Raw genomic sequence first — 25,838 nt, forward strand, 5'->3', positions numbered from 1 at the left:
CGATCGTAGGGGCCGTGCCCGACCGGAGCGACCGGAGGAAGCGGAGGAAGGCATTGCTCGGACAGCGCCAGCGCCAGCGCCGGCGACAGCCGAGGGCGACGACCGCCCGGTGCGGTCGGCCGGTGCGTTGGCCGATGGGTCGGCCGGTGCGTCAGCGGGTGTCTTCAGGGCCCTGTGCCGTGCCGCTGCTGGGCATATAGGAGCGCGTCCGCCCACCCCGCACCCCCGCGCGGGCGAGGCGTACGCGCCACCCCAACCACGCAGCTCACACACATCGGCCATTGGGGTGCCCACTCATGCACGCATTCACTCGCCGCGCCGTGCTCGGCGCGGGAATCGCCGTCGCGGGCGGCAGCGGACCGCTCACTTCCTGCTCCGCCCCGTCCTCCGCGTCCGACGACTCACACGGCTCGCGGGCCGGCTCCGGTGACGCCGGCGCTCCGGCCGCCGCCGCGGAGCCCGCCGCACCCCAAGACGGGGGGTATGTCTCCCCCCACGGCGAGGAGGTCGCCGCCGCCCATCGGGAGCGGGGGCCGGTACGGGAGATCCGGCTGACCGCCACCACCACCTCGCTCAACCTCGGCGCCCGTACGGTCAGGACCTGGGCTTACGACGACGAACTGCCCGCCCGGCCGATCCGGGTCACCGCGGGCGACACCCTCGCGGTCCGGGTCGCCAACCACCTGCCGCACTCCACCACCGTGCACTGGCACGGCATCTCCCTGCGCAACGACATGGACGGCGTCCCCGGGGTGACCCAGCCGCCGATCAAGGCCGGGGCCTCCTTCGACTACCGCTTCACGGTGCCGGACCCGGGCACGTACTGGTTCCATCCGCACTCCGGCGTCCAGTTGGACCGGGGGCTGTACGCGCCGCTGATCGTCGACGATCCCAGGGAGCCGCTGGAGTACGACGAGGAGTGGATCGTCGTGCTCGACGACTGGGTCGACGGGGTGGACGGCAGCACCCCGGACGAGGTGCTGGACGAGCTCGGCGGCGGCATGGCCGGCATGCACGGGATGGACGACACGGGCTCCGGCGACGACCCCGGCAACGGCTCCGGCAAGGGCGGCAGGGACGCCTCCGGGAACGACGGGGACGGGGACGGCGACGGCCCCCGCCCGCCCCGCACCGGCCCGTCCCGGATCCTCAGGGGCGCCAGGAGCCGGCTGCTGGGCGGCGACCCGGGCAATGTGGCGTATCCGTACTACCTGGTCAACGGCCGCACCGCGGACGACCCCCGGACCTTCCGCGCCAAGCCCGGCGACCGCGTCCGCATCCGGATCATCAACGCGGGCGGCGACACCGCCTTCCGCGTCGCGCTCGGCGGCCACACCATGACGGTCACCCACACCGACGGCTTCCCGGTCGAGCACACCACCACCGACACGCTGCTGCTGGGCATGGCCGAGCGCTATGACGTGGTGGTCACCGCCCAGGACGGGGTCTTCCCGCTGATCGCGCTCGCCGAGGGCAAGGGGCACGCGGCGATGGCCCTGCTGCGCACCAGCGAGAGCGCCGGGGCGCCACTGCCGTCCGTACGCCCCAAGGAGCTGGACGGCAGGCTGATCACCGCGGACCAGCTGCGGGCCGCGGAGGACGTACGGCTGAAGCCCCGCGACCCCGACCGGACGATCCGCATGCGGATCACGGGGTCCATGAAGAAGTACGACTGGGCGATCAACGGCAAGCCGTACGACCCGTCGCAGCGCTATCCGGTGCGCGCGGGCGAGCGGGTCCGGCTGTCCTTCATCAACGGCACCGACATGTGGCACCCGATGCATCTGCACGGCCACACCTTCCAGCTGCCGGACGGCGGCCCGCGCAAGGACACGACGATCCTGCTGCCGCACCAGAAGGTGAACGTCGACTTCGACGCGGAGAACCCGGGGCTGTGGATGGTCCACTGCCACAACGTCTACCACTCGGAGTCCGGGCTGATGACGATCATCGGCTACCGGAAGTAGCGGGACCCCGCCGCCCGGTCTCCGTCGTCATACGAGCCGACGGGGACCGGGCCGACGGGGGCCGCGCCGACGGGGACCGCGCCGACGTGGGCCGCGCCGACGTGGGCCGACGTGGGCCGACGTGACAAAGAAGACACGCAGGGCCATCGCGTCAAAGAGACGATTACACTGGGCGCCGTGCCTCAACTTCGTCTCGCTCTGAACCAGATCGACTCGACCGTCGGCGACCTCGACGGCAACACCGAGTCGATAGTCCACTGGACCCGGCACTCCGCCGAGCAGGGCGCCCACCTGGTGGCGTTCCCCGAGATGGTGCTGACCGGCTACCCCGTCGAGGACCTGGCCCTGCGCTCCTCCTTCGTCGAGGCGTCCCGCGCAGCGCTGCGCGCGCTCGCCGCCCGGCTGGAGGCCGAGGGCTTCGGCGAGCTGCCCGTCGTCGTCGGCTATCTCGACCGCAGCGAGCGCGCCCAGCCGCGGTTCGGCCAGCCGGCCGGGGCCCCGCAGAACGCCGCCGCCGTGCTGCACCGCGGCGAGGTGATCCTCACCTTCGCCAAGCACCACCTGCCGAACTACGGCGTCTTCGATGAGTTCCGCTACTTCGTCCCGGGCCAGACGCTGCCCATGATCCGCGTGCACGGCGTCGATGTCGCCCTCGCCATCTGCGAAGACCTGTGGCAGGACGGCGGCCGGGTGCCCGCCGCCCGCTCCGCCGGCGCCGGGCTGCTGCTGTCGATCAACGCCTCGCCGTACGAGCGCGACAAGGACGACACCCGCCTGGAGCTGGTCCGCAAGCGCGCCCAGGAGGCGGGCTGCACCACCGCGTACCTCGCCATGATCGGCGGCCAGGACGAACTGGTCTTCGACGGCGACTCGATCGTCGTCGACCGCGACGGCGAAGTGATCGCCCGCGCCCCGCAGTTCGCCGAGGGCTGTGTGCTGCTCGACCTCGACCTGCCCGCCGCCGACCCCGGCACCGTGCCACAGGGCGTCGTGGACGACGGACTGCGCATCGAACACCTCACGCTCTCCGCGGACCCCCTCCCGGCGTACGAGCCCGAGCTGGCCGGCGGCACCGCCGAGCGCCTCGGCGACGACGAGGAGATCTACACCGCGCTCGTCGTGGGCTTGCGCGCGTATGTGGCGAAGAACGGTTTCCGCAGCGTGCTGATCGGACTGTCCGGCGGCATCGACTCCGCGCTCGTCGCGGCCATCGCGTGCGACGCGGTCGGCGCGCAGAACGTGTACGGCGTCGCCATGCCGTCCCGCTACTCCTCCGAGCACTCCATCGCCGACGCCGCCGAGCTCGCCCGGCGCACGGGGCTGAACTTCCGTACGGTCCCGATCGCCCCGATGTTCGACGCCTATATGGAGTCGCTGCACCTCACCGGCCTGGCCGAGGAGAACCTCCAGTCGCGGCTGCGCGGCACGATGCTGATGGCCATCTCCAACCAGGAGGGCCACATCGTGCTGGCCCCGGGCAACAAGTCCGAGCTGGCCTGCGGCTATTCGACTCTGTACGGGGATTCGGTCGGCGCGTACGGCCCCATCAAGGACGTCTACAAGACATCCGTCTTCCGCCTGGCGAAATGGCGCAACCAGGCCGCGGAAGAGCGCGGCCAGACCCCGCCCATCCCGGAGAACTCCATCACCAAGCCCCCGAGCGCCGAACTCCGCCCGGGCCAGGTCGACACCGACTCCCTCCCCGACTACGACGTGCTCGACCAGATCCTGGAGCTGTACGTCGACCGGGACCAGGGCCGGGCGGAAATCGTCGCGGCGGGCTACGACGACGAGCTGGTCACGCGCATTCTGCGGCTCGTCGACACCGCGGAGTACAAGCGCCGCCAGTACCCGCCGGGCACCAAGATCTCCGCCAAGGGCTTCGGCAAGGACCGCCGCCTCCCGATCACGAACCGCTGGCGCGAACACGGCTGAGGTGGGTGGGGGCACCCCACCCACCCGCCCTCGCCGGCTCGGCGGAACCGCCGCGGCAGGGCCGGCCACCGCGCCTAGCGGGTCACCCTCGCGTCCAGGAACTTCCTGATCAGGCTCAGCCACTCCCCCGGTGCCTCCAGGAACGGCAGGTGGCCGGACTGGATTTCGGCGAACTCCGCGTTGGCGATGCCGTCCGCGACCTGCCGGTGGTGGTATGGCGTCGCCATCGCGTCAAGGGCGGTGGAGATCACCAGGGTCGGCACCCGGACCCGGCCCAAGTCCTCGCGTACGTCCACGCTCCCGACGAGCTCGACCTGCTCGACCGCCCCGGGCGGGACGGACGCGCCGGTCCCGGCCACCGCCTCCGCGAGCTGGTCCGGGGTCATCCGGTCCGCGTACGGCGTGCCGGCGGCGGTCAGCAGCGCCCAGCGGGCCGTCGCCTCCGGGTCGCCGGACCTGAGGTGGCGGAGCCAGTCCCCGACCAGTAGGCGCATCCGGGCGTTCGGGTGGGCGAAGGTGGCGGTCAGCACCAGGGCGGTCACCCGCTCGGGGTGCCGGGTCGCGGCGCGCAGGGCGATGGGGCCGCCGAGGGAGTAGCCGGCGATCGCGAAGGTCTCAAGGCCCTCCTCGACGGCGGTGGCGACGACGTCGTCGGCGAGTCGGTCGAGGTCCAGCGGGCCCTCGGCGCGTGGGGTGCGGCCAGAGCCGGGGTAGTCGGGGCCGACTACTTTGTACCGTTCGGCCAGCCCGTCCAGGATCGGGCCGTAGTTCTCGTCGATGCTGCCGGTGCCGCCGTGGGCGAGGAGCAGCCCGGGGCCGGTGCCGCGCACGATGCGCCCAAGGGTTGTTGATGTGGCGGTCATGACGGTGTTCCTTCCGTGGACGGTCGATGTGCTGTGCCCGGCGCCGCGAGGAGCTGTCCGCCGGCCGTATCTCATGCCCGCGACGCTAAAGTCTCACATCGATGTCAGAGTCAAGCCGGTGCGGCAAACTCACCGGCGTGCGCACGGGCCCACTGCTCGAAGGTGCGCGGCTCACGCCCGGTGACGTCCCGGACGGCCGGGTGCGTGGACGACTCGTCGAGGGTTCCGTCGACGAAGAAGCTGAAGAAGGCGTCGACGTACTCGGCGGGCATGGTCCGGCTCATGTCTTCCCGCGCCTCCGCGTCCGTCAGGCCGTGGCAGCGCAGGTCCCGTCCCAGCACCTTGGCAAGCACCGCGACCTGGTCGGCGGGCAGCAGGGACTCCGGGCCGGTCAGCTCGTGGATACGGCCGTCGTGGTCGTCGGTCAGCAGCGCCGGCACCGCGACGGCCGCGATGTCGTACGGGTCGATGGCGGCGGTCCGCACGCCGGGGAACGGCACGCGCACCTCGTCGCCGACCGCGAGCTGCGGTCGCCAGCGCAGGGCATTGGACATGAAGGACCGGGGCCGCAGGAAGGTCCAGGACAGCCCGGACTCGCGCACCGCGCGCTCGGAGAGGGTCATGTAGCGGGACACCGCGTTGTCGAGGTCGGCGAGCGCGGCCGAGCCGCCGGACAGCAGCACCACCCGCTTCACTCCGGCGTGCCGGGCCTCCGCCAGCAGGCCCGGCATGTCCTGGTACCCGGGCAGCAGGAAGAGCCCGCTGACCCCCGCCAGCACGTCGGCCAGGCTCTGCGGCCGGTTCAGATCACCCGCCACGGGCTCGACCCCGGGCGGGAGCAGGGCGGCGGCCGACGGATTCCGGGTCAGCGCGCGCACCTCCTCGCCGGCCTCGGCCAGCGCACTGACCAGTTCCGATCCCACATTGCCGGTCGCACCTGTCACCAAGATCATTTCACTTCTCCATATCGACGGATGGACGAAACAGCCACCGGACAGCCACTCAGTTCGCACGTTCCCGGCAGGCTTCGGGCAGCCGGCCGGCGTCCTCCCCGCGCAGTTCCCTGGCCACCGCGTCGACGTTGACCGCATGCAGGTCGGGGAGGGTGGCAACAGGCTGGAAGCCCGGATAGGAGCTCTTCAGTTCGGCGATGGCCGAGTTCTTCTCCTCGCGGGTCACCTTCTCGCCGCCGGGCGACTCGGCGGCGACGGTGGGCCGAACCAGGTGGCGGATGTGCACCAGGTAGTCGCGCTGCCGATCGATCAACTCGGCCGGCGCACCAGGTGCCCCGTGGCCGGGATAGAGGGTGCGGGCATCGGGGAACTTGTCTTCGAGCCGGTCGAGATCGGTGAGCCAGCCGCAGGTGTTGCCCTCGATCAGCGCGGGCGTGGCCTTGCTGTTGACCAGGTCCCCGACGAAGAGCGCGCCGGAGTCGGGCTGGTAGTAGACAGTGGTCGTCACCGATTCGCCGGGGCCGAACTCGGCGGTCTCCAGCCGGACGCCGCCGGCGTCGAGGGCAGCACCGGGCCGGATCAGGTGGTCCGGCAGGGTCAGCTCCTTGGCGTAGTCGGAGCCGGGGAGCTTTCGGGTGAGCTTGTAGAAGCCCAGTGGGTCGTCGCGCATGAAGTCCCTGCTCGCTTCGGAGGCATGGATCCCGGCCTGCGGATACGCGTCATGGAGGACTCCCGCTCCGCCGACGTGGTCGGGGTGGGGATGGGTGATGAGAATGGCGACGACGGGTTTGGCGGTGCCCTGGAGGGTGTTGAGCGCGCTGCGCGCATCGGTGAGCGAGCGCTGGGTGTCCACGACGATCAGCCCTTTGGGCGCCGGGAACCAGTAGGTGTTCACCGAGCCCGGATTGGCGGAGGCGATCCGCTCCACCCGAAGCGGCTTGGCGCCGCCCGGGGTCCCGCCCGCGGGGTTCTCGGGGGCCTCGTCGCCGCTGGAACAGCCAGTGGCGGCCATCATGAGCGCGCACAGCACGGCCAGCCCGGATAACAGCAGGCGTCGCGTTCGTGTGCGGAATGGCCGTGCGGAGGTGTGGGGCATGGTGTCACTCCTGTCGAACTCAAATGTTTGTAGTGGAACGTTCCCTAACATTGGCGCGGCCTATAGCCTAGAGCGGCGGTCATCAAAGAGGCAAGGAACCAAAGGGGAACTTCGATGCGACGCTCGGCGGCAGAAACGCGCGAGCATGTACTGACGGTCGCCCACGACCTGTTCTACTGGCACGGCGTCCGCGCCGTCGGTATCGACCGGGTCGCCCGCGAGGCGGGCGTCGCCCCCACCACGCTCTACCGGCTCTTCGCCTCCAAGGACGACTTGGTCGCCGCCTACGTCGAGCACAACGGGCACGGCTACCAGCAGTGGTTCACCGAGGCGACCCGGGCCGACGGCCGCCATCCGCGCGAGCGGATCCTGGCGCTGTTCGACGCGCTCATCGACCAGGTGCAGCCCGACCAGTGCCGAGGCTGCCCCTTCCTGATGACGCTCGCCGAGTTCCCCGACCGCGAACTGCCAGCCCACCGCAACGCCGTTGCCGTCAAGCGTTGGGTCCGCGACCGTTTCCGCGAACTCACCGACGCCCTGGCGGCCGTCTCCCCGATTGCCGACCCCTCGGCGCTCGCCGACCAGCTCACCGTCACCCTGGAAGGCGTCTACGCCTCCGTCCAGGCCCACCGCGCGGACTGGCCGGCCCGGCAGGCCCGCGCCATGGCCGAACTGCTCCTGGACGCACACCGGGCGTGACGTCGCCCCGCCGAAGACGCCCCTCGCCGCAAAAGCCCCTCGCCGCAAAAGCCCCCGCTCCCGGCCGATGGCGGATGGCCGGGAGCGGGGGCTAGCTCACACAGGCAGCCTGCCCGTACAGGCGGTTCGTACGGCCGACCGGTCAGCCCACCTCGGTGAGGCGCGGCACCGACTCGCTGCTCGCCACCACCCGCGAGGTCCCACTCGTACCGCGGTCGAGCGCCCCCGCCGTGACCGCGATGGCCAGGCCGACGACCGCGAGCGCCGCGCCGACCAGGGTCGGCGAGGTCCAGCCCCAGCCGGCCGCGATCGCGACGCCGCCGAGCCAGGCCCCGCCCGCGTTGGCGAGGTTGAAGGCGGAGTGGTTGGAGGCGGAGGCGAGGGTCGGGGCGTGCCGGGCCTTGTTCATGACCAGCATCTGCAGCGGGGTCGTGGTCATGAAGCCGACCGCACCCAGCACCACGACCGTGGCCATGGCCGCCCACTTCATATGCACCGTGAAGTCGAACAGCACCAGCACCGCCGCGAGCGCCGCCAACGACCCGTAGAGCGTGGGCCGCAGGGCCCGGTCGGTGAGCGGGCCGGCGAGCAGCGCGCCCAGGGTCATGCCGATACCGAAGAGGGCCAGCACCACCGTGACGGAGGCCTCGGCCAGGCCGGTGACCTCGGTCATCATCGAGGCGAGGTAGCTGTAGACCGCGAAGACGCCGGCGAAGCCGAAGACCGCGGTGAGCAGCCCGAGTACGACCTGGCGGTCGCGCAGCGCGCCCAGTTCGTGGCGGAGGCCGGCCTGCTGGTCCATGGAGATCTGGGGGATGAGCCGGGCGAGCGCGGCCATGGCGACGACACCGATCGCGGCGACCACGAGGAACGTGGCGCGCCAGCCGAGGCGTTGGCCGAGCAGTGTGGCCACGGGGACGCCGACGATGTTGGCGACGGTGAGGCCGAGGAACATCGTGGCGACCGCGCGGGCCCGCCGCTCCTCCGCCACCAGCCGCGCCGCGACCACCGCGCCGACGCCGAAGAACGCGCCGTGCGGCAGCCCGGCGAGCACTCGTCCGGCCATCAGCAGCCCGAAGGAGGGGGCCAGGGCGGAGGCGAGGTTGCCCACCGTGAAGAGCGCCATGAGAAGGATGAGCATCCGCTTGCGCGGGATGCGGGAGCCGAGGGCGGTCAGCAGCGGGGCGCCCACCACGACACCGATGGCGTAGGCGGAGACGAGGTACCCGGCGGTCGGCACGGAGGTGCCCAGATCGTCGGCGACGTTGGGCAGCAGGCCCATCATCACAAACTCGGTAGTACCAATGCCGAAGGCGCTCACAGCGAGTGCGAGCAGGGCCAGGGGCATGAGAGACCTTTCAAACGAAGGAGAAAAGGGACGCGACACATATGTTCTCTGCCGGAACAAAGTCTCTCATGCGTTTTGTTCCCCGGGAGAATCCCCCAGGTGAACATGTTGTTAGATCTTGCGTACGGCGCGGTCCCCCAGCACGCTCAGAGCTTGACCGACGCCGCCACCGGCAGATGGTCACTCTCGGTCCGCGGCAGGGTCCACGCCGAGACCGGCGACACCCCGCGCACCATGATCTGGTCGATGCGCGCCATCGGGAACGACGCGGGCCAGCTGAAGCCGAAGCCGTCGCCCGCCGCGCCCTGCGCGGACCGCATCTGCGAGGTGACGGGGGCCAGCGAGCGGTCGTTCATGGTGCCGTTGAGGTCACCCAGCAGGATCACCTTGTCGAGCGGCTCGTTGGCGATGGCCTCGCCCAGCGCGTCGGCGCTGTCGTCGCGCTGTCCGGCGGTGAAGCCCGCGTTGAACTTCACCCGGACGGATGGCAGATGTGCGACATAGAAGGCGACGCGGCCGTCCGGCGCGGCGACCGTGGTGCGCATCGCCCGCGTCCAGCCCAGCTTGATGTCCACCGGCTTGGTGCCGGAGAGCGGGTACTTGCTCCACAGCCCGACCGTGCCCTGGACCGTGTGGTAGGGGTAAGTGCCGCCCAGCGCCCGCTCGTACGTGGGCACCGCGGCGGTCTTCAGCTCCTCCAGGGCCACTACGTCCGCGCCCGAAGCGGCCACGTCCTTCGCGGTTTTGGCCGGATCGGGGTTGTCCGCGTTGACGTTGTGGGTGACGACGGTCAGATCGCCTTCGCCGCCGGACTTGTCGGCGAACATCAGCCCGCCGAAGAGGTTCAGCCATACGGCGACCGGCAGCACCAGCGAGAGCACGGCGCTGGCCGACCGGCGGACCAGCGCGAGCACCAGCAGAATCGGGATCAGCAGGCCCAGCCAGGGCAGAAAGGTCTCCAGCAGGCTGCCGAGGTTGCCCACGCGGTTGGGGATCTCGGCGTGGAAGACCATGACCAGCGTGAGCAGCACCGCGATCGCGGCGAGGACCAGCCCCCGCCGCCAGATGCCGCGGTCACGGCGGAGCCGGTCGAGCAGGCGCCGGGCCCGAGAGCCGGTCGGCTCCGGAGCCCCGTGCTGTTCCGTCTCCTGCGTGTACGCCTGCGCCATTCGTCGTCCGTCCCTCGCTGCCTCAACTGCCGCGCCCTGGGCTAAGACCCTAGGCGATGACCAGTGCTTTCCCCGACGCTCCGGGCGAGTGCCCCAGTAGGGGGGACGTTCGCCGGGAGCGTACGGGTTCCGGCTCTGGGGGGAGGGCGGGACCACTGTGACACAACGGGCACAAACCAGCCGTAAGACGGCGGGCGTCACCAGCCGTGCGGCGGCGGGTGTCAGCCCTTAGGTCCGCACCCCCTCGAGCACCGTATCGACGATGTTCTCGGCCAGTCCCTCCGGAAGCGCCTTCCGTTCGTGAAGAATCGTGCGGGACAGCATCGGTCCGGTGAACAGATCGGCGATCAGCTCGACATCGAGGTCGGCGCGGATCTCGCCGTTCGCCATCGCGCGGCGCAGCACCTCGTACATCACCTCGCGCCGGGCGGCTATCACATGGTCTTCATAGGCGCGCCACAGCTTGCGGTTGGCGTGCATCTGAGTGAGGACGGTGCGCAGCAGTGCGGAGCTGCGCTTGGCCAGACCACGTCGCCGCATCCGCTCCAGGATGGTGACCAGGTCGTCGCGGACCGAGACCCCGAGGGCCGGCCGGCTCGGCTCCTCCAGGGAGCGCACCACATCGATCATCAGCGCGTCCTTGCCGGACCAGCGGCGGTAGACGGTGGCCTTGCCGACCCCCGCCTCGCGCGCGATGCCCTCGATGGACAGCTCGCCGATCGTGGCGCCCTCCTCGATCAGCCGCAGCGTGGCCTCGATGATCGCGGCGCCGACGGCGGCGCTGCGCGGCCGCCCCGGCAGCCGGGGCCCCGCGCAGTCGCGCGCGGCCGACACACCGTCGCGGGCGGCTGTGGCCCCGTGGCGGGCTGCCGTGGCCCCGTTCAGCGCGGCCGTGGCCCCGTCGCGGGCAGCCGTCGCTCCGTCCGGCGTGGCCAACGCCCCGTCCGGAGCCGCCAACGCCCCGTCGCGCGCGGTCATCGCCCCGCTCCTGCCCCCGCGCCCTCCCGCGGCCGGTCGCCGCCGGGCTCGCCTTCGGCGGCGGCCTTGCCGGGCAGGAAGGCCACCACGACCAGCGCGCCGAAGAGGGCGACGGCCGCCGAGCCGAGCGCGGTGATGTGCATGGCGTGGACGAAGGCGTCGTGCGCCGGGCCGACCAGCACCTGGCCCTTGGGCCCCAGCTTCTCGGCGAGGCCGAGGGTGGCCTCGACGGACTCCCCCGCCGCATGCCGCGCGGAGTCGGGCAGCCCGGGGACTGCCGCCAGGGTGTCCTTGATGCCGTTGCGGTAGGTGGCGGAGAGCACCGAGCCGAGCACCGCGACCCCGAGCGCGCCGCCGACCTGGCGGAAGGTGTTGTTGAGCGCCGAGCCGGAGCCGGCCTTCTGGCGCGGCAGCGTCTGCATGACCGTCAGCGTGACGGGCGGCATGATGTGGGCCATCCCCGCACCCTGGAGGAAGAAGAGCACCTCCATCACCACGAGGGGGGTGTCCACCCCCAGCAGCGTGAACCCCGCCATGGTCCCGGCCACCAGCAGCATGCCGCCCGCGCACACCGCCCGGACCCCGAACCGCTCGACGACCAGCCGGGTGCGCGGCGCGAAGATCAGCTGGGCGACGGCGAGCGGCAGGATCAACAGGCCGGACTCCAGCGCGCTGTAGCCGCGCACGCTCTGGATGTAGAAGACCATGAAGAACGTGACGCCCATCAGGGCGAAGAAGACCAGCGCGATCGCGGCGATGGCGGCCGAGAAGGCGGGCTTGCGGAAGTACGAGACATCAATTGCCGGGTGGTCGCTGCGCTTCTCGTACACCACGAACAGCACCAGGATCGCCAGTCCGCCGGCGATCGTGCCGAGCACCTTCGCATCGGAGAAGTCGGCGAGCTGGCCGCCCTTGATGATGCCGTACACCAGCAGCACCAGGCCCACGACCGACAGCAGCACACCGCCGGGGTCGAGCCGGCCGGGCGCCGGGTCCTTGGAGTCGGGGACCAGCAGCGACATCGCGATCAGCGCGATGATGACGACGGGCACATTGACGAAGAAGACCGAGCCCCACCAGAAGTGCTCGAGCAGCACACCGCCGGTGATCGGGCCGATCGCGATGCCGAGGCCGACGGCCGCGGTCCAGATGCCGATGGCCTTGGGCTGCTCGTCGCGTTCGAAGACGTTCACCAGGATGGCGAGGGTGGCGGGCATCACCAGCGCCGCGCCCAGGCCCATCAGCGCCCGGTAGCCGATCAGTTCGCCCGGCGTACTGGAGTACGCGGCGAGCACCGACCCGATGCCGAAGATCACCATGCCGCTGAGCAGCACCTTTTTACGGCCCAGCCGGTCGCCGAGGAGACCGGCGGTGAACAGCAGCCCGGCGAAGACGAGGGTGTAGGAGTTGATCGCCCATTCCAGCTGGCTCTGGCCGGCGCCGAGCCCTGTCGGCTTGGGCGAGGCGATGGTCTTCATCGCCACGTTGAGTATGGAGTTGTCGAGGACGACGACCAGGACGCTGAGCATCAGCACGACCAGGATCGCCCACCGTCTGCGGTGGATCGCCTCGGGGACGCCGCTCACGGCGGGGGCGCCCTGGGTGTCGGAGGGGGATGCCATATGCCCCAGGCTAGGTCGCGTTCCGATACGGAACCGTCTCGTATTAGAAAGTCTTTGCGAGCCTTTACCCGCCTTTACGGTCTCGCGCACGCCGAGCGGGGTAGAGCGGGCCCGGCTGAGGGCCCACTTTCGCCCGGCGGCACCGCGTGCCAGCATGGGGGTGGTCCGGGGACGCCGTGAGGGCGCCTCGAGATGACGAACAGGAGCGTTGCAATGACGCACGTCAGCCCTGCCGGGAAACAGCCCGACAGCAGCGGGACCGGCCCCCCCGAGGCCGGAAAGGCGCTGTACGGAGGGAAGGGGTCCCGGCGTATCACGGTCCGCGATATCGCGGCCGCCAAGGAGCGCGGCGAGAAGTGGCCCATGCTCACCGCCTATGACGCGATGACCGCCTCCGTCTTCGACGAGGCCGGCATCCCGGTCATGCTGGTCGGCGACTCGATGGGCAACTGCCACCTCGGCTACGAGTCCACCGTGCCGGTCACCATGGACGAGATCACCATCCTGTCCGCCGCCGTCGTACGGGGCACCAAGCGCGCCCTGATCGTCGGCGATCTGCCCTTCGGCTCGTTCCAGGAAGGCCCGGTGCAGGCGCTGCGCAGCGCCACCCGGCTGCTCAAGGAGGCCGGGGTGGGCGCGGTGAAGCTGGAGGGCGGCGAGCGCTCCGCCCACCAGATCGAGCTGCTGGTCCAGTCCGGCATCCCGGTCATGGCCCATGTCGGCCTCACCCCGCAGTCCGTCAACGCCTACGGCGGCTACCCGGTGCAGGGGCGCGGTGAGGAGGCCGCGCAGCAGCTGCTGCGGGACGCCAAGGCCGTACAGGACGCGGGCGCCTTCGCGGTCGTGCTGGAGACGGTCCCGGCCGAGGTGGCCGCCGAGGTCACCCACTCGCTGCACATCCCGACCGTGGGCATCGGCGCCGGGCCCGACTGCGACGCACAGGTCCTGGTGTGGACCGATATGGCGGGTCTGACCGGCGGCCGCGTGCCGCGTTTCGTCAAGCAGTACGCGCAGCTGCGCCAGACTCTCGGAGACGCGGCGCGCGCCTTCGCGGAGGATGTCGTCGGCGGCGCCTACCCGGCCGCGGAGCACACTTTCCACTAGCCACCGCGGCACGCCGACAGCCCGCCGATCTTCCCCCGTCGGCGGGCTGTCTGCCGCTTGTCTGCTGTATGTCTGCGGCTTGTCGGTGGGTTGTCGGTAGCGGCTGTCATCGTGGCGGTATGACGCGATACGAACACACGACCAGCGGCGGCAACGCCGTCGAAGTGCGGGGGCTGGTCAAACACTTCGGCGACACGAAAGCCGTCGACGGAGTGGACCTGACCGTGCCCGAGGGCACCGTCCTCGGCGTGCTCGGGCCGAACGGCGCGGGCAAGACCACCCTTGTCCGCTGCCTGTCCACCCTGCTGGTGCCGGACGCCGGCACCGCGGTGGTGGCCGGGTACGACGTGGTGCGCCAGCCCCGGCAGCTGCGCCGCACGATCGGGCTGACCGGGCAGTACGCCTCGGTCGACGAGAAGCTTTCCGGCTGGGAGAACCTGTACATGATCGGGCGGCTGCTCGATCTGTCCCGTAAGGACGCCCGCGCGCGGGCGGACGCCATGCTGGAGCGGTTCTCCCTCACCGACGCGGCCAAGCGGGCGGCGCGCACGTACTCCGGCGGTATGCGCCGCCGGCTGGACCTGGCCGCGTCCATGATCGGCCAGCCCTCCGTGCTCTATCTGGACGAGCCGACCACCGGTCTGGACCCGCGCACCCGCAACGAGGTGTGGGACGAGGTCAAGCGGATGGTCTCCGAGGGCTCCACGGTCCTGCTCACCACGCAGTACATGGAGGAGGCCGAGCAGCTGGCGGACGACCTCACGGTCATCGACCAGGGCAAGGTCATCGCCGAGGGCCGGGTCAACGAGCTCAAGGCCAAGGTCGGCGGCCGCACCCTGCAGATCCGCCCGACCGATCCGGAGGAGCTGCACCGCATGGTCGGCGCCATCGCCCAGGCGGGGCTCGACGGCGTCAGCGGCGCGACCGCGGATGTGGAAGAGGGCCTGGTCAATGTGCCGATCATCAGCGATGAGCAGCTGACCGCCGTGATCGGCCTGCTCGGCGAGCGCGGCTTCGCGATCTCCGGGATCGACACCCATCTGCCCAGCCTGGACGAGGTGTTCCTGGCCATCACCGGTCAGAAGACGTCCCTCTCCGATACGCACGACGCACTTGAGGAGGTCGCGGCGTGAGCGACGCACACGAGGCCACCGGCCTGCCGACAACAACGATGCCCGCACCTCTGAGCCGAGTGGGCGACAGTGCCCGCGGCGGAGCCGCAGATGTCACGAGCAGCCGCTACCGCGGCGGGGCGAACGGAAAGGTCACAGCGTGAGCGCCGCGACGGTGAGTTCCGCGCCCGTGAAGGCGCTGCCCGGAGAGGGCCGGATCGGGCTGCGCGCCAATCTGCGCCATATCGGCGCGCTGGTGCGGCGCAACGCGCTGCAGATCAAGCAGGACCCGGAGTCGATGTTCGACGCCCTGCTGATGCCGATCGTCTTCTCGCTGCTGTTCGTGTACGTCTTCGGCGGCGCGGTGGCGCAGGGCGACCGGAACGCCTATGTGAACTACTTCATCCCCGGGATGATGGCGATGGGCGGGCTGAACATCGCGATGTCGGTCGGCACCGGCGTCAATGACGACTTCAACAAGGGCGTCATGGACCGGTTCCGGACGATGCCCATCGCCCGCTCCTCGGTGCTGATCGCCAAGCTGATCGTGGAGACCGGCCGGATGCTGGTGTCCACCGTCGTCCTGCTGATCATGGGCTTCATCATGGGGTTCGACCTCAAGACCGGGCCGGCCGAGCTGCTGGCCGCGGTCGCCCTGGCCCTGTTCTTCGGCTCCTCGCTGACCTGGATATTCATGCTGCTCGGCCTGTCGTTGAAGACCCCTCAGGCCGTGCAGGGACTGGGGTTCCTCGTGATCATGCCGCTGCAGTTCGGTTCGTCCATCTTCGCCCCGACGTCGACCATGCCGGGGTGGCTGCAGTCCTTCACCAAGTACAACCCGCTGTCCCAACTCGCCGACGGGGCCCGGGCGCTGACCAGCGGTCATGGGGCGGTGGCGCATCCGGTGACCATGGTCGTGATCTGGGCGCTGGCCATCACGCTGGTCACCGCGCCGCTGGCGGTGGCGAAGTTCCGCAACAAGACCTGAACCGCGCGCAGCAACCCGCGGCACCCGCCGTCTCATACGAGCGGCCTTATACGAGCCGCCTCATACGAGGGCGGTGGCCTCCTCCAGGGACAGGCCGCCGCCCTCGGCGTACGCCCGCTCGTACGCCGCCTCGCCCAGCCGGTCCCGCGCCGCGGCCACCGTCCGCTCGCGGTTGGTGACCTCCATGGTCGGGACGAGATAACCGGTCGGCCGCAGCGCGTCGTACGCGCCGACCAGCCGCGCCGCGGTCTCGGCATGCTCAGCGTCGCCCAGCGCGGCCAGCGCCCGGGCGCCGACCAGGACGTTGACGATCTGCATCTGCGGCGCGATCATCCGGGCCAGCGGGTCGCTGCCCTTGGCCAGGGCTCCCCGCAGCGTCAACAGGGCGTCCTCGGGCCGTCCTTCGAGCAGATCCAGCCAGCCGAGCAGCCCCTCCACCAGCCCGTGGAAGAGGTCGAGCGCGCGCTGGTCGAACACCGCCAGCACATGCTCCAGGTGGTCCCGCGCCTCCTGGGTGGCTCCGCTGTTGCCGCACCGCATGGCGAGATGCAGCCGGGCGTACGCCAGCGCCTCGGCCTCCATATGCTGCCCCTGCTCCACCACCTCGCGCAGGATCCGCTCGCCCTCGGCGACCTTCGCCGCCACCCCGCTCTCGATCATCACCCCGGCCAGCCGGGCCCGCAGCAGCGACACCTGCGACAGCGCGCCAAGCTGCTCGGCACAGCCGATCGCCGCGCGATAGTCGGCGGCGGCCGCCTCGCTCTCACCACGCTGCTCCAGCAACTCGCCGCGGCCGGACAGGGCCTCGGCCACGCCCCACACATCCCCGAGCCGGGTGAAGATCTCCAGGCTCTCGTCAGCGGCCCGGCGCGCCTCGGCAGTGTCCTCCACCCGGTCGCCCAGGATCTTGGCGCGCAGCTGGAGGATCAGGGCGGTCTCCCACTCGTAGCCGAGCTCCCGGCAGCTGCGCACCCCCTCGTCGACGATCCCCCGCAGCAGTGTGAAGTCGCCCGTGAGCAGCACGGCGTAGAACCACATGAAGCCCGGTACGCGGCAGTTCTGCGGCAGCCCCGGACGGTACGCGGAGATGATCCCCTCCAGCTCGCGCCGCGCCTCCTCGCTGCCCAACTTCCGCATATCGCCCTCGATATTGGCCAGCCCGATCAGCCGCACCCCGCGCCGCGCCTCCTCGAGCAGATCGAGCGGCATGGGCGGCGGCCGGTCCGTGGAGGCCGCAAGCAGCGGGGGCGCCGGGGCCACGGGCGGCGCGAAGGGGTTGGGGCCGAGCGCCGCGGCGGCGGCCGACCAGTGGCGCGCATCGCCGCGGTGGCCGCGCAGCTGCCAGAACCAGCCGAGCGACAGCACCAGGCACAGCGCCTCCTGCTCGTCACGCGCGGCGACGGCGCGGCGCAGCGCGGCCCGCAGATTGTCGTGCTCCGTCTCCAGCCGGTCGAGCCATACGCGCTGCTCCCGGCCGCGCAGCAGGGGGTCGGCGGTGCGGGCCAGCTCGCGGTAGGCGACCAGGTGGCGCCGCTCCACCGCCGGGCGCTCCCCGGCCTGTTCGAGCCGTTCGGCGGCGTACTCGGCGACGGTCTCCAGCAGCCGGTAGCGCATCCCGCCCGCCGTGTCGGGGGCGGCGACGACCAGGGACTTGTCGACGAGGGAGCCGAGCAGGGCGGTGACGTCGAGGGGGTCGACCGCACCGGCCCTCTCAACTTCGTCCCCTGCGTCGCCCGGGTCGCCCGGGTCTCTCGGGTCACCCGTGTCGCTCGGGTCTCCGCATACGGCCTCGGCGGCGGCCAGGTCGCAGCCGCCCGCGAAGACCGACAGCCGGCGCAGCACGGTGCGCTCCCGCTCGTCGAGCAGGTCCCAGGACCAGTCGACGACCGCGCGCAGCGTCTGCTGGCGGGGCAGCACGGTCCGGCTGCCGCTGGTCAGCAGGCGGAAGCGGTCGTCGAGCCGGTCGGCGAGCTGACGCGGGGTGAGCGACCGCAGCCGCGCCGCGGCCAGCTCGATGGCCAGCGGCAGACCGTCGAGCCGGTGGCAGATCTCGGCGCAGGCCGCCGGGTCGTCGTCGACCCGGAAGCCGGGCCGGGCCGCCGCGCCCCGGTCCTGGAGCAGCCGCAGCGCGACGGGGTCCGGCAGCGGATCCACGGGGCGCACCAGCTCACCCGGGACGGCCAGCGGTTCCCGGCTGGTGGCCAGGAGGGTGACGCCGGGGCAGCGGGTGAGCAGGGTCTCGGCGAGCCGGGCCGCGGCGTCGACGAGGTGTTCGCAGTTGTCGAGCACGATCAGCATGCGGCGCGGCGCGCAGTGCTCCACGAGCCGCGCGAGCGGGTCGAACGTGGTCGGGTCGGTCGCGGCCCGCAGCCCTTCCGCGGCGGTGCTGCGGATGACGGTCTGGCGCGCCCCGAGCGCGGTGAGCACCGTCTCGGGCACGGTCCCCGGGTCGTCCACGGGCGCCAGCTCGGCCAGCCAGACGCCGTCCGGCCAGGCGTCCACCACCGATTCGGCGGCCTCCTGCGACAGCCGTGTCTTCCCGGCCCCGCCGGGCCCGAGGAGGGTGATGAGCCGGTGCTGCCCGGCCAGGTCCGCGCGCAGCATGCCGAGATCCGTCTCACGGCCGACGAAGCTGGTGAGCCGGGCCCGCAGATTGCCGCCCCGCACCCCGGGCCGCGCATCCGGCCGCCGGGTCGGCACGCCCTCGGAGCCCGGCCCCGGACCCGGCCCTGGCGCGGCGGATACGGCAGATACGGCGGCTACGGCAGACGCCGCCGGGTCCAGCAGCTCGGCGTGGAGCGCGCGCAGGGCGGGTCCGGGGTCCGCGCCGAGCCGTTCGGCGATCTCGACGCGGATCGCCTCGTACGCGGTCAGCGCCTCCGCCGGACGGCCCGCGTCGCGCAGGGCGCGGATCCGCAGGGCGTGCAGGGGCTCGTCGAGGGGGTGGGCGGCGCAGTCCTCGGCGAGCTGGGGCAGGGCCTGGTCGGCCCGGCCGAGGGCGAGGTCGGCCGCGATACGGCAGCGACGGGCGTCCAGCCGGCGGGCCTCGGCCCGGGCCGCCGCCGAGCCGCCGCCGGGGAGGTCGGCGAGGGCCGGGCCGCGCCACAGGGCGAGGGCGTCGTCGAGGACGGCGGCGGCCTTGGCCGGGTCGCCGTCGTCCAGGGCCCTGGCCCCCTCGTCCACGAGGCGTTCGAAGCGGTGCAGATCGACGTCGTCGCGGTCGGCGCACAGCCGGTAGCCGCCGGGGACCGAGCGCACGGCGTCCTTGCCGAGGGCCCTGCGGAGCCGGCCGACGAGGGCCTGCAGCGCGCCGTTGCCGTCGGCGGGCGGGTCGGCGTCCCAGATCTCCTCGATCAGCGCGCCGGTGGTGTGCGCCCGTCCGGGGTGCAGCGCCAGTACGGCCAGCAGCGCGCGCAGACGGGTGCCGCCGAGCGCGACGGGGGTGCCGTCGTCGCGTCGGGCCTGGGTGGTGCCGAGTATGGCGTAGCGCACCGACCTATTGTCATGCACGGCGGCGGCTGGTCCGCTCAGCTGTTCGCCCCCTTTGACGACAGGCCCTACTAGCATCTGCCACCGGAACTCACCGCACCTCGATCGACGTTTCCCGGTCACCGCACCGTGCACCGCGCACCACGCCCCGACCGCACAGCCGCACCCCCCACGGAGAGACTTCACGCATGGCCACCGCAGTCAGCCGCCGCAATCGGCGGATCAGTCCCGTGTTCCTCGGCTTGGTCGCGATCATGGGCGTGTCCGGATGGGCGGTGTGGACGGACTTCTCGGCGAGCCCCGGCTTCGCCGTCTTCCTCTTCGTGGTCTCCGGCTGGATCGTGTCGCTGTGCCTGCACGAGTACGCCCATGCGCGCACCGCGCTGCACGGCGGTGACATCTCGATCGGCGCCAAGGGCTATCTGACCCTCAACCCGCTGAAGTACACGCATGTGGCGCTGAGCATCGTGCTGCCCGTGCTCTTCGTGATCATGGGCGGCATCGGGCTCCCCGGCGGGGCGGTGTTCATCGAGCGGCACCGCATCCGCGGCCGCTGGAAGCACAGCCTGATCTCGGCCGCCGGACCGCTGACGAATGTCGCGTTCGCCATCGTGCTGACCGCGCCGTTCTGGCTCGGCGTGGACGGTGTGCCCGAGGTGTTCCGCTACGCGCTCGCGTTCCTGGCGATGCTCCAGGTCACCGCCGCGATCTTGAACTTTCTCCCGGTCCCGGGGCTCGACGGGTACGGGGTGATCGAGCCGTGGCTGTCGTACCGCGTACGGCGGCAGGTGGAGCCGTACGCTCCGTTCGGCCTGATCGCGGTGTTCGGCGTGCTGTGGATACCGGAGGTCAACACGGTCTTCTTCGACGCCATCGACGCGGTGATGCGGGCGCTGGGCATCTCGGAGTGGGAGACGTACTGGGGCCAGGAGTTCTTCCGCTTCTGGAAGGGCGAGCCCCAGCCGTACTAGACCAATAGCCCCGGCTCACTCACGCCGCGGCCTCCCGGGCGCCCTCCTCCGCGACGGCCCGGTCGATCTTGGCCTTGCGCAGGTAGTACCAGGTCATATTGGAGGAGATGCCCGCGAGCAGGATCCACACGACGCCGATCCAGCTGCCCCGTGCGAAGGACACGACCGCCGCGACGACGGCGAGGACGCAGACGGCGAGGGCGTAGAGGGCCAGTCGGGGCATGGGGTCGGCTCCTGTCCGGGGGTGTGTCAGTCCCGACATTGTCCCCCATGCCCCGAGCCTGCGGTCCGTGGCCCCGGTCAGACGTCGGTGATCCGCAGACCCGCGTGCGCCTTGTAGCGGCGGTTCGTCGAGATCAGATTGGCGACCAGCGACTCGACCTGGTGGGCGTTGCGCAGCCGCCCCGCGAATACGCCCCGCATCCCGGGGATCCGGGCCGCCAGCGCCTGCACCAGGTCGGTGTCGGCGCGGCTCTCGCCCAGCACCATCACATCCGTGTCGATCCGCTCGACCGCGGGGTCCTGCAGCAGCACCGCCGACAGATGGTGGAAGGCGGCGGTCACCCGCGAATCGGGCAGCAGGGCCGCGGCCTGCTCGGCGGCGCTGCCCTCCTCGGGCTTGAGCGCGTAGGCGCCCTTCTTGTCGAAGCCGAGCGGGTTCACACAGTCGACGACGAGCTTGCCGCTCAGCTCCTCGCGCAGCGCCTCCAGGAGCTTGCCGTGGCCCTCCCACGGCACCGCGACGATCACGACATCGCTGCGCCGCGCGCATTCGGCGTTCTCCGCACCCTCGATGCCGTACTCCGCGCCGCCCAGCTCCTCGGCCGCGGTGTGCGCCCGCTCCGCGGCCCGGGAGCCGATGATCACCTTCTGGCCCACCCGGGCCAGCCGGTAGGCCAGCCCGCGCCCCTGGTCGCCGGTGCCGCCGAGCACGCCGACGACCAGGTCGGACACATCGGGCAGATCCCAAGGGTCCTTGGCGGGGGCCTTCTTCGCAGGAGTCGCGTCACCAGCAGCAGTAGAAGTCATGACAGCGATACTGACACGCCCGATGACGCGGACACGCCCCGGTCACGCCTTGACACTGCCCTCCGTGAGCCCGGTGCGCCAGTACCGCTGGAGGACCCCCATCAGCACCATCAGCGGCAGTACGGACAGGAAGGCGCCGCCGACCGTGTACTGGTAGAGCTCGGGCTGCCGGTCCGCGTACCCCTGCCAGGAGGTGAGCCCCAGCTGGATCGGGTACAGATCGGAGTCCGAGAGCATGACCAGCGGCAGGAAGAAGTTGTTCCAGATATGCACGAACTGGAACAGGAACACGGTCACCAGCGCCGGGGTCATCAGCCGCAGCCCCAGCGTGGAGAAGATCCGCGCCTCGCCCGCGCCGTCGATCCGCGCCGCCTCCAGCAGTGAGTCGGGCACGGCGGCGGCCGCGTAGATCCGGCACAGATAGACCCCGAAGGGGCTGACCACGCTGGGCAGCAGCACCGCGGCATAGGTGTTGGCGAGCCCCATCTCGCTGAAGAGGAGATACAGCGGGAGGGCGAGCGCGGTGCCCGGGATGAGCACCCCGGCGAGGATGACGTTGAAGATGCCCTCCCGCCCGGGGAAGGGGAACTTGGCCAGGGCGTAGCCGGCGGCGGCCGACAGCAGGGTGGCGGCGAGCGCGCCGACGCCCGCGTACATCAGGCTGTTGGCGAACCAGCGGACGTAGATGCCGTCGTCGTAGGTCAGCACCCGGTGCAGATAGTCGATGGGGTGCGGATCGTGGAACCAGAAGCCGAATGTGCCGAAGAGGTCGCTGCTGGACTTGGTCGACGACACCACGAGCCAGTAGACCGGGACCAGGAAGTAGACGGCCGCGACGGCGAGCAGCGAGAGGGTGATGATGCGGTAGCGCAGCGGCGGCTGCCGGCCGTCCCGGCGGCGGCCGGGGCGGCGCGACTCGCTCGCCCCGGTGCCCGGCGCCGGGGTGCCGTCCGCCGGGATCTGCTGGGTGACCTCGGTGCTCACCTGCTCGTCCCGCCCTTCCCCTTGGACCCCTTGGACCCTTTGGACTTCTTGGACCCCTTGGACCCGCTGGGCTCTCGCTGTCCCACGAGCCTGAGGAAGCTGAAGGACAGTACGCAGGCGACGAGTGCGAGCAGCACCGCCTCGGCCGCCGCGATGTGCTGGTTGTTGCTGGTGAACGCCTCGTTGTAGGCGGCCAGATTGGGGGTGTAGCCGGAGTCGATGGAGTTGCTGAGCGGTTTGAGCACCTTGGGTTCGGCGAACAGCTGGAGGGTGCCGATGATGCTGAAGACTGTGGTCAGCACGAGCGCGGGCCGGATCAGCGGCAGCTTGATGTGCCAGGCGATCTGCCAGGCCCTGGCCCCGTCGATACGCGCCGCCTCGTACAGCTCGCCGGGCACGGACTTCAGCTGGGCGATCAGCACCAGCATGTTGTAGCCGGTGAACTGCCAGGTCACGATGTTGGCGATGGACCACAGCACGGTGGAGCGGGACAGGAAGTCCACGTCCCAGCCCGCGGAGTGGGCCATCTCCACCAGGGGACTGATGCCCGGTACGTAGAGAAAGCCCCACAGGATCGAGGCGATGACGCCGGGCACCCCGTACGGCAGGAAGAAGGCCGTCCGGAAGAAGCCGACCCAGCGGGCGGAGGCCGCCTCCAGCAGCAGCGCGAGCCCGGTGGCCAGCACGATCATCACCGGGATCTGGACGGCGCCGAACAGCAGCACCCGCCCGAATCCGGCGGTGAAGCGGTCGTCCTCCAGTGCGTGCGTGTAGTTGGAGAGGCCGGCCCAGACTTCCTTGGTCTCGCCGCCGAGGCCGAGCGCGCCGGTGCGCTCGACCTTCAGCAGACTCTCGTACAGGGCATAGCCGATGGGCGCGATGAAGCACAGCAGGAACAGCGCGAGGAAGGGCAGCAGAAACCCGGCCGCTGCCCGCGCGCTGCGGGCCTCCGTGTGGGTGGGGCGTCTCACCCGGCCTTCACCTGCAGTCCCTTTTCCTTCAGATCGGTGATCGTCTCGCCCTGCACCTTCTTCAGTACGGACCGGAAGGAGCCGCCGTCGCCGAGGGCCCCGGTGAAGGCGTCGCCGAGCCGCTGGTAGAGGGTGTCGGTGGCCGGGCCCCAGCGCCAGCTGGTGTCCACGCCCTTGCTCGCGGCGTCGAACACCTTGCTGTACTCCTGGCCGCCCATGAAGTCCTTGTGCACATCCAGCTGGGAGGTGGTGTAGCCCTGTTTGGCGGCGGGGGTGCCATAGCCGTTGTCGATAAGGAGCTTGATCGACTCGGGGTCGGTGTTGAGCCAGATCGCGAACTTGAGCGCGTCCTGGGGGTACTTGCTCTTGGCGAAGACCGCCGTGGTGGAGCCGCCCCAGTTGGCGAAGGCCCCGTCGCCCTTCTTCCACTGCGGCATGGGCACGACCCGCCACTTTCCGCTGGTTTTCGGGGCGTTGCCGACCAGCAGCGCGTCGCCCCAGCTGGCGCCGAGCCAGGAGGCCATCGCACCGGTCTGGACGTCCTTGTACCAGGCGTTCTGCCGGTCCGGGATGGTCTTGATCAGCTTCTGCTTGACCAGCGCCTCCCAGTAGTCGGCGACCTTACGGGTCGGCTCGTCGTCGATGCTGACCAGCCAGGTGTCGCCCTCGGAGCCGAACCAGCGCGCCCCGGCCTGCCAGGCCAGGCCCGCGAAGCGGTTGCCGTTGGTCGCCGAGAAGGTCTCGATCCAGGCGCCCTTCTTACGGATCGCCTTGGCCGCCGCCTCGTACTCGTCCCAGGTGGTGGGCGGCTCGATGTCCCACTTTTCGAACAGGTCCTGACGGATGAACAGGCCCATCGGTCCTGACGCCTGCGGTACGGCGTAGACCCCCTTGCCGAACACCGACTGCTGCCACTGCCAGCCGACGAACTTGTCCTTGTACTTGTCGACCCCGTACTTGGTGAGGTCCAGCAGACCGTTGTCGATGAGGAAGCTGGGCACGACCGGGTACTCGATCTGGCCGAGGTCCGGCGGGTTGCCCGCCTTGATCGCGGCATGCATCTTCGCGTACTGGGCGCCGTCCACGGCCGAGACCTTCTCGACCTTGACCTGCACCTCGGGGTTCTTGCTGTTCCACAGGTCGACGGGCTTGTCTATGCCCGGCACCCAGGACCAGAAGGTCAGCGAGATCTTCTCGCCCTTCTTACGGCCCTTGGGCTCGTCGTCCCCGTCGTCCGAGCCACAGCCGGCGAGGGCGAAGCCGGCCGCCACGGCGGCCGCGCCGCCCAGGACAGCGCGCCGCCCGGGGGCCTGGAGGGGACCGTGAGAACTGTGGTGGTGCGTCTTGCTCATACCAGCTCCTTCACCGGAATGCGCCGGAAGGTGATCGTCGAGTAGGCACTGAAGTCGCCGGTCTCGTACAGCAGTCCGACGGTCGCGTCATCGATCCTGACCAGATCGGAGTAGGCGGCCGGCAGCCCGTCGACGGTGTGCGCGGGCCGCCAGGTGACCCCGCCGTCACGGCTCGCCCGTACGGTCATCAGGGCCCGGTAGCCGGGGTCGGCGGGCCCGGAGAACAGCAGCACGTCCGGGCCCCCGGGGTCGCCGAGATACAGCACGCTGCCCTCGACGACCGGCGCGACCAGCCCGGCCTGCGGCCTGAAGGGCTTGGTGAGGGTCGCGCCGCCGTCGGACGAGTAGGCGTCGGCCCGGTTTCCGGGCGCGTTCGCGTCGCTGCGGGTGTTGAAGTAGATCCGGCCGTCGGGGAGTTCGGCCGCGGTGGTCTCATTCGCGTTGATGTATCCGTCGGGGTTGTCCTCGACGTATCCGATCCGCCAGGTGGCTCCGTCGTCGTCACTGAGCAGATCGTGTCCGCCGTCGTACTTCCCCTCGGCCCCGGTGTCCCCGGCGACGGTCGGCGGCGTCGAGTGGTTGCCGGGGACGACGATCCGGCCCGGCCAGGAGCCGTGGCGTAACCGCAGGGCGTGGCCGGGCGTGGTGGCGTACCAGCGCCACTCCGGCCGCTTCGCCTCGCTGGTGATCTCCCGGGCCGCGCTCCAGCTCGCCCCGTCGTCGTCGCTGTGCGTCACCCACACCCGCCGCCCGTCGGCCGCGGACACCTCGCCAAGCCGGATCAGGGTCTCGGTGGCGGTGGCGGCGCTGGTCACATGGACCAGGACGATCCGGCCGCCGGCGGTGACCACGGGCGCCGGATTCCCGGCCGTGCCGTCGCCGTATTGGGCGACGACCTGTAAGGGCCCCCAGGTCCGGCCGCCGTCAGCCGAACGCTTGAGGACGAGGTCGATGTCGCCGTGGTCGGCGGAGGACCCCACCCGCCCCTCGGCGAAGGCCAGGAGCGTCCCGGCGGCCGTCGCCACCACCGCCGGAATGCGGTAACTCGCATACCCGTCGGCTCCTGCCCGGAACGGCACGGAGACCTCGTACGCGCGCGCTGCCACACCGCTTGCCATCCGACCTCCGATGCCCCGTTGCAATCGAGTGCCGCCGCCAAAATGACCGGACGTAGGACGTCCCTTGTGTCCGGCGACCTTAGGGTTCGC

21 protein-coding genes are annotated in these 25,838 nt (G+C 71.0%); 7 read left to right on the forward strand and 14 right to left on the reverse strand.

The features are described from left to right. Positions 1-296: 296 nt before the first annotated feature. Complete coding sequence (locus ACH4U7_RS06420; protein ID WP_398526840.1) at positions 297-1,967, forward strand: multicopper oxidase family protein; 1,671 nt, start codon at positions 297-299, stop codon at positions 1,965-1,967. A gap of 177 nt (positions 1,968-2,144) precedes the next feature. After that, positions 2,145-3,902: an NAD+ synthase gene (locus ACH4U7_RS06425; protein ID WP_398526841.1), complete on the forward strand. Its 1,758-nt coding sequence runs from the start codon at positions 2,145-2,147 to the stop codon at positions 3,900-3,902. 74 nt (positions 3,903-3,976) lie between these two features. Here the strand turns inward: ACH4U7_RS06425 and ACH4U7_RS06430 are convergent, their stop codons facing one another. The 3 genes from ACH4U7_RS06430 to ACH4U7_RS06440 form a co-directional block, all read right to left on the reverse strand. Beyond that, on the reverse strand, positions 3,977-4,765 hold the full coding sequence (locus tag ACH4U7_RS06430) for an alpha/beta fold hydrolase (RefSeq protein ID WP_398526842.1): 789 nt from the start codon (positions 4,763-4,765) through the stop codon (positions 3,977-3,979). A gap of 110 nt (positions 4,766-4,875) precedes the next feature. Beyond that, on the reverse strand, positions 4,876-5,718 hold the full coding sequence (locus ACH4U7_RS06435; protein WP_398526843.1) for an NAD(P)H-binding protein: 843 nt from the start codon (positions 5,716-5,718) through the stop codon (positions 4,876-4,878). 49 nt (positions 5,719-5,767) lie between these two features. Further along, positions 5,768-6,814, reverse strand: coding sequence for an MBL fold metallo-hydrolase (locus tag ACH4U7_RS06440; protein ID WP_398526844.1), 1,047 nt, complete (start codon positions 6,812-6,814; stop codon positions 5,768-5,770). A 114-nt stretch (positions 6,815-6,928) separates the two neighbouring features. On the opposite strand from ACH4U7_RS06440, the gene ACH4U7_RS06445 reads away from it, so the two are divergent. Next, positions 6,929-7,513, forward strand: a complete 585-nt coding sequence (locus tag ACH4U7_RS06445; RefSeq protein WP_398526845.1) for a TetR/AcrR family transcriptional regulator — start codon at positions 6,929-6,931, stop codon at positions 7,511-7,513. A gap of 142 nt (positions 7,514-7,655) precedes the next feature. Here ACH4U7_RS06445 and ACH4U7_RS06450 read toward each other — a convergent pair whose 3' ends face one another. The 4 genes from ACH4U7_RS06450 to ACH4U7_RS06465 form a co-directional block, all read right to left on the reverse strand. Continuing rightward, positions 7,656-8,861, reverse strand: a complete 1,206-nt coding sequence (locus ACH4U7_RS06450; protein WP_398526846.1) for an MFS transporter — start codon at positions 8,859-8,861, stop codon at positions 7,656-7,658. A 146-nt stretch (positions 8,862-9,007) separates the two neighbouring features. Further along, positions 9,008-10,030 carry an endonuclease/exonuclease/phosphatase family protein gene (locus ACH4U7_RS06455; RefSeq protein ID WP_398526847.1) on the reverse strand — a complete coding sequence of 341 codons (1,023 nt, stop codon included), beginning with the start codon at positions 10,028-10,030 and terminating at the stop codon, positions 9,008-9,010. Between the two features lie 228 nt (positions 10,031-10,258). Then, on the reverse strand, positions 10,259-11,008 hold the full coding sequence (locus tag ACH4U7_RS06460) for a TetR/AcrR family transcriptional regulator (RefSeq protein WP_398526848.1): 750 nt from the start codon (positions 11,006-11,008) through the stop codon (positions 10,259-10,261). Next, positions 11,005-12,630 (reverse strand): MFS transporter, encoded by a 1,626-nt coding sequence (locus ACH4U7_RS06465; RefSeq protein ID WP_398526849.1) that lies wholly within the window; start codon positions 12,628-12,630, stop codon positions 11,005-11,007. The genes ACH4U7_RS06460 and ACH4U7_RS06465 overlap by 4 nt, the downstream gene beginning before the upstream one ends. A 213-nt stretch (positions 12,631-12,843) precedes the next feature. On the opposite strand from ACH4U7_RS06465, the gene panB reads away from it, so the two are divergent. The 3 genes from panB (at position 12,844) to ACH4U7_RS06480 (ending at position 15,834) form a co-directional block, all read left to right on the forward strand. Continuing rightward, a complete protein-coding gene (panB, locus tag ACH4U7_RS06470) occupies positions 12,844-13,734 on the forward strand; it encodes a 3-methyl-2-oxobutanoate hydroxymethyltransferase (RefSeq protein ID WP_398526850.1) in 891 nt (296 codons plus the stop codon). Between the two features lie 119 nt (positions 13,735-13,853). Next, complete coding sequence (locus tag ACH4U7_RS06475; RefSeq protein WP_398526851.1) at positions 13,854-14,867, forward strand: ATP-binding cassette domain-containing protein; 1,014 nt, start codon at positions 13,854-13,856, stop codon at positions 14,865-14,867. A 139-nt stretch (positions 14,868-15,006) separates the two neighbouring features. Then, positions 15,007-15,834 carry an ABC transporter permease gene (locus ACH4U7_RS06480; protein ID WP_398526852.1) on the forward strand — a complete coding sequence of 276 codons (828 nt, stop codon included), beginning with the start codon at positions 15,007-15,009 and terminating at the stop codon, positions 15,832-15,834. A 60-nt stretch (positions 15,835-15,894) separates the two neighbouring features. On the opposite strand, the gene ACH4U7_RS06485 is transcribed toward ACH4U7_RS06480, so the two are convergent. Further along, positions 15,895-19,326 (reverse strand): AfsR/SARP family transcriptional regulator, encoded by a 3,432-nt coding sequence (locus tag ACH4U7_RS06485; RefSeq protein ID WP_398526853.1) that lies wholly within the window; start codon positions 19,324-19,326, stop codon positions 15,895-15,897. A 185-nt stretch (positions 19,327-19,511) separates the two neighbouring features. Between ACH4U7_RS06485 and ACH4U7_RS06490 the strand changes: the two genes are divergently transcribed. Further along, entirely contained in the window at positions 19,512-20,294 is a 783-nt protein-coding gene (locus ACH4U7_RS06490; RefSeq protein WP_398526854.1) for a site-2 protease family protein, read from the forward strand. Positions 20,295-20,313: 19 nt separating this feature from the next. Here the strand turns inward: ACH4U7_RS06490 and ACH4U7_RS06495 are convergent, their stop codons facing one another. The 6 genes from ACH4U7_RS06495 to ACH4U7_RS06520 form a co-directional block, all read right to left on the reverse strand. Next, on the reverse strand, positions 20,314-20,517 hold the full coding sequence (locus ACH4U7_RS06495; protein ID WP_398526855.1) for a hypothetical protein: 204 nt from the start codon (positions 20,515-20,517) through the stop codon (positions 20,314-20,316). Positions 20,518-20,594: 77 nt separating this feature from the next. Beyond that, a complete protein-coding gene (gene npdG, locus ACH4U7_RS06500) occupies positions 20,595-21,323 on the reverse strand; it encodes an NADPH-dependent F420 reductase (protein ID WP_398526856.1) in 729 nt (242 codons plus the stop codon). 42 nt (positions 21,324-21,365) lie between these two features. Beyond that, positions 21,366-22,307 carry a carbohydrate ABC transporter permease gene (locus ACH4U7_RS06505; protein ID WP_385622660.1) on the reverse strand — a complete coding sequence of 314 codons (942 nt, stop codon included), beginning with the start codon at positions 22,305-22,307 and terminating at the stop codon, positions 21,366-21,368. Next, positions 22,304-23,278 (reverse strand): carbohydrate ABC transporter permease, encoded by a 975-nt coding sequence (locus ACH4U7_RS06510; protein WP_398526857.1) that lies wholly within the window; start codon positions 23,276-23,278, stop codon positions 22,304-22,306. The genes ACH4U7_RS06505 and ACH4U7_RS06510 overlap by 4 nt, the downstream gene beginning before the upstream one ends. After that, positions 23,275-24,630, reverse strand: a complete 1,356-nt coding sequence (locus tag ACH4U7_RS06515; protein WP_398526858.1) for an ABC transporter substrate-binding protein — start codon at positions 24,628-24,630, stop codon at positions 23,275-23,277. Before ACH4U7_RS06515 ends, ACH4U7_RS06510 begins: the two co-directional genes overlap by 4 nt. Beyond that, the gene (locus tag ACH4U7_RS06520) at positions 24,627-25,748 is read right to left on the reverse strand and encodes an exo-alpha-sialidase (protein WP_398526859.1); all 1,122 of its coding nucleotides are present in this window, start codon (positions 25,746-25,748) and stop codon (positions 24,627-24,629) included. Before ACH4U7_RS06520 ends, ACH4U7_RS06515 begins: the two co-directional genes overlap by 4 nt. Positions 25,749-25,838 lie beyond the last annotated feature (90 nt).

Source organism: Streptomyces sp. NPDC020845, from assembly GCF_044334165.1.
Classification (GTDB): Bacteria; Actinomycetota; Actinomycetes; order Streptomycetales; family Streptomycetaceae; genus Streptomyces.

Coding starts and splice junctions, on each gene's coding strand:
- ACH4U7_RS06460 (WP_398526848.1), bottom strand. CDS start 11,008: ATGACCGCGCGCGACGGGGCGTTGGCGGCTCCGGACGGGGCGTTGGCC.
- ACH4U7_RS06475 (WP_398526851.1), top strand. CDS start 13,854: ATGACGCGATACGAACACACGACCAGCGGCGGCAACGCCGTCGAAGTG.
- ACH4U7_RS06465 (WP_398526849.1), bottom strand. CDS start 12,630: ATGGCATCCCCCTCCGACACCCAGGGCGCCCCCGCCGTGAGCGGCGTC.
- ACH4U7_RS06490 (WP_398526854.1), top strand. CDS start 19,512: ATGGCCACCGCAGTCAGCCGCCGCAATCGGCGGATCAGTCCCGTGTTC.
- ACH4U7_RS06420 (WP_398526840.1), top strand. CDS start 297: ATGCACGCATTCACTCGCCGCGCCGTGCTCGGCGCGGGAATCGCCGTC.
- ACH4U7_RS06445 (WP_398526845.1), top strand. CDS start 6,929: ATGCGACGCTCGGCGGCAGAAACGCGCGAGCATGTACTGACGGTCGCC.
- ACH4U7_RS06430 (WP_398526842.1), bottom strand. CDS start 4,765: ATGACCGCCACATCAACAACCCTTGGGCGCATCGTGCGCGGCACCGGC.
- ACH4U7_RS06495 (WP_398526855.1), bottom strand. CDS start 20,517: ATGCCCCGACTGGCCCTCTACGCCCTCGCCGTCTGCGTCCTCGCCGTC.
- npdG (WP_398526856.1), bottom strand. CDS start 21,323: ATGACTTCTACTGCTGCTGGTGACGCGACTCCTGCGAAGAAGGCCCCC.
- ACH4U7_RS06520 (WP_398526859.1), bottom strand. CDS start 25,748: ATGGCAAGCGGTGTGGCAGCGCGCGCGTACGAGGTCTCCGTGCCGTTC.
- ACH4U7_RS06440 (WP_398526844.1), bottom strand. CDS start 6,814: ATGCCCCACACCTCCGCACGGCCATTCCGCACACGAACGCGACGCCTG.
- ACH4U7_RS06450 (WP_398526846.1), bottom strand. CDS start 8,861: ATGCCCCTGGCCCTGCTCGCACTCGCTGTGAGCGCCTTCGGCATTGGT.
- ACH4U7_RS06435 (WP_398526843.1), bottom strand. CDS start 5,718: ATGATCTTGGTGACAGGTGCGACCGGCAATGTGGGATCGGAACTGGTC.
- panB (WP_398526850.1), top strand. CDS start 12,844: ATGACGCACGTCAGCCCTGCCGGGAAACAGCCCGACAGCAGCGGGACC.
- ACH4U7_RS06515 (WP_398526858.1), bottom strand. CDS start 24,630: ATGAGCAAGACGCACCACCACAGTTCTCACGGTCCCCTCCAGGCCCCC.
- ACH4U7_RS06455 (WP_398526847.1), bottom strand. CDS start 10,030: ATGGCGCAGGCGTACACGCAGGAGACGGAACAGCACGGGGCTCCGGAG.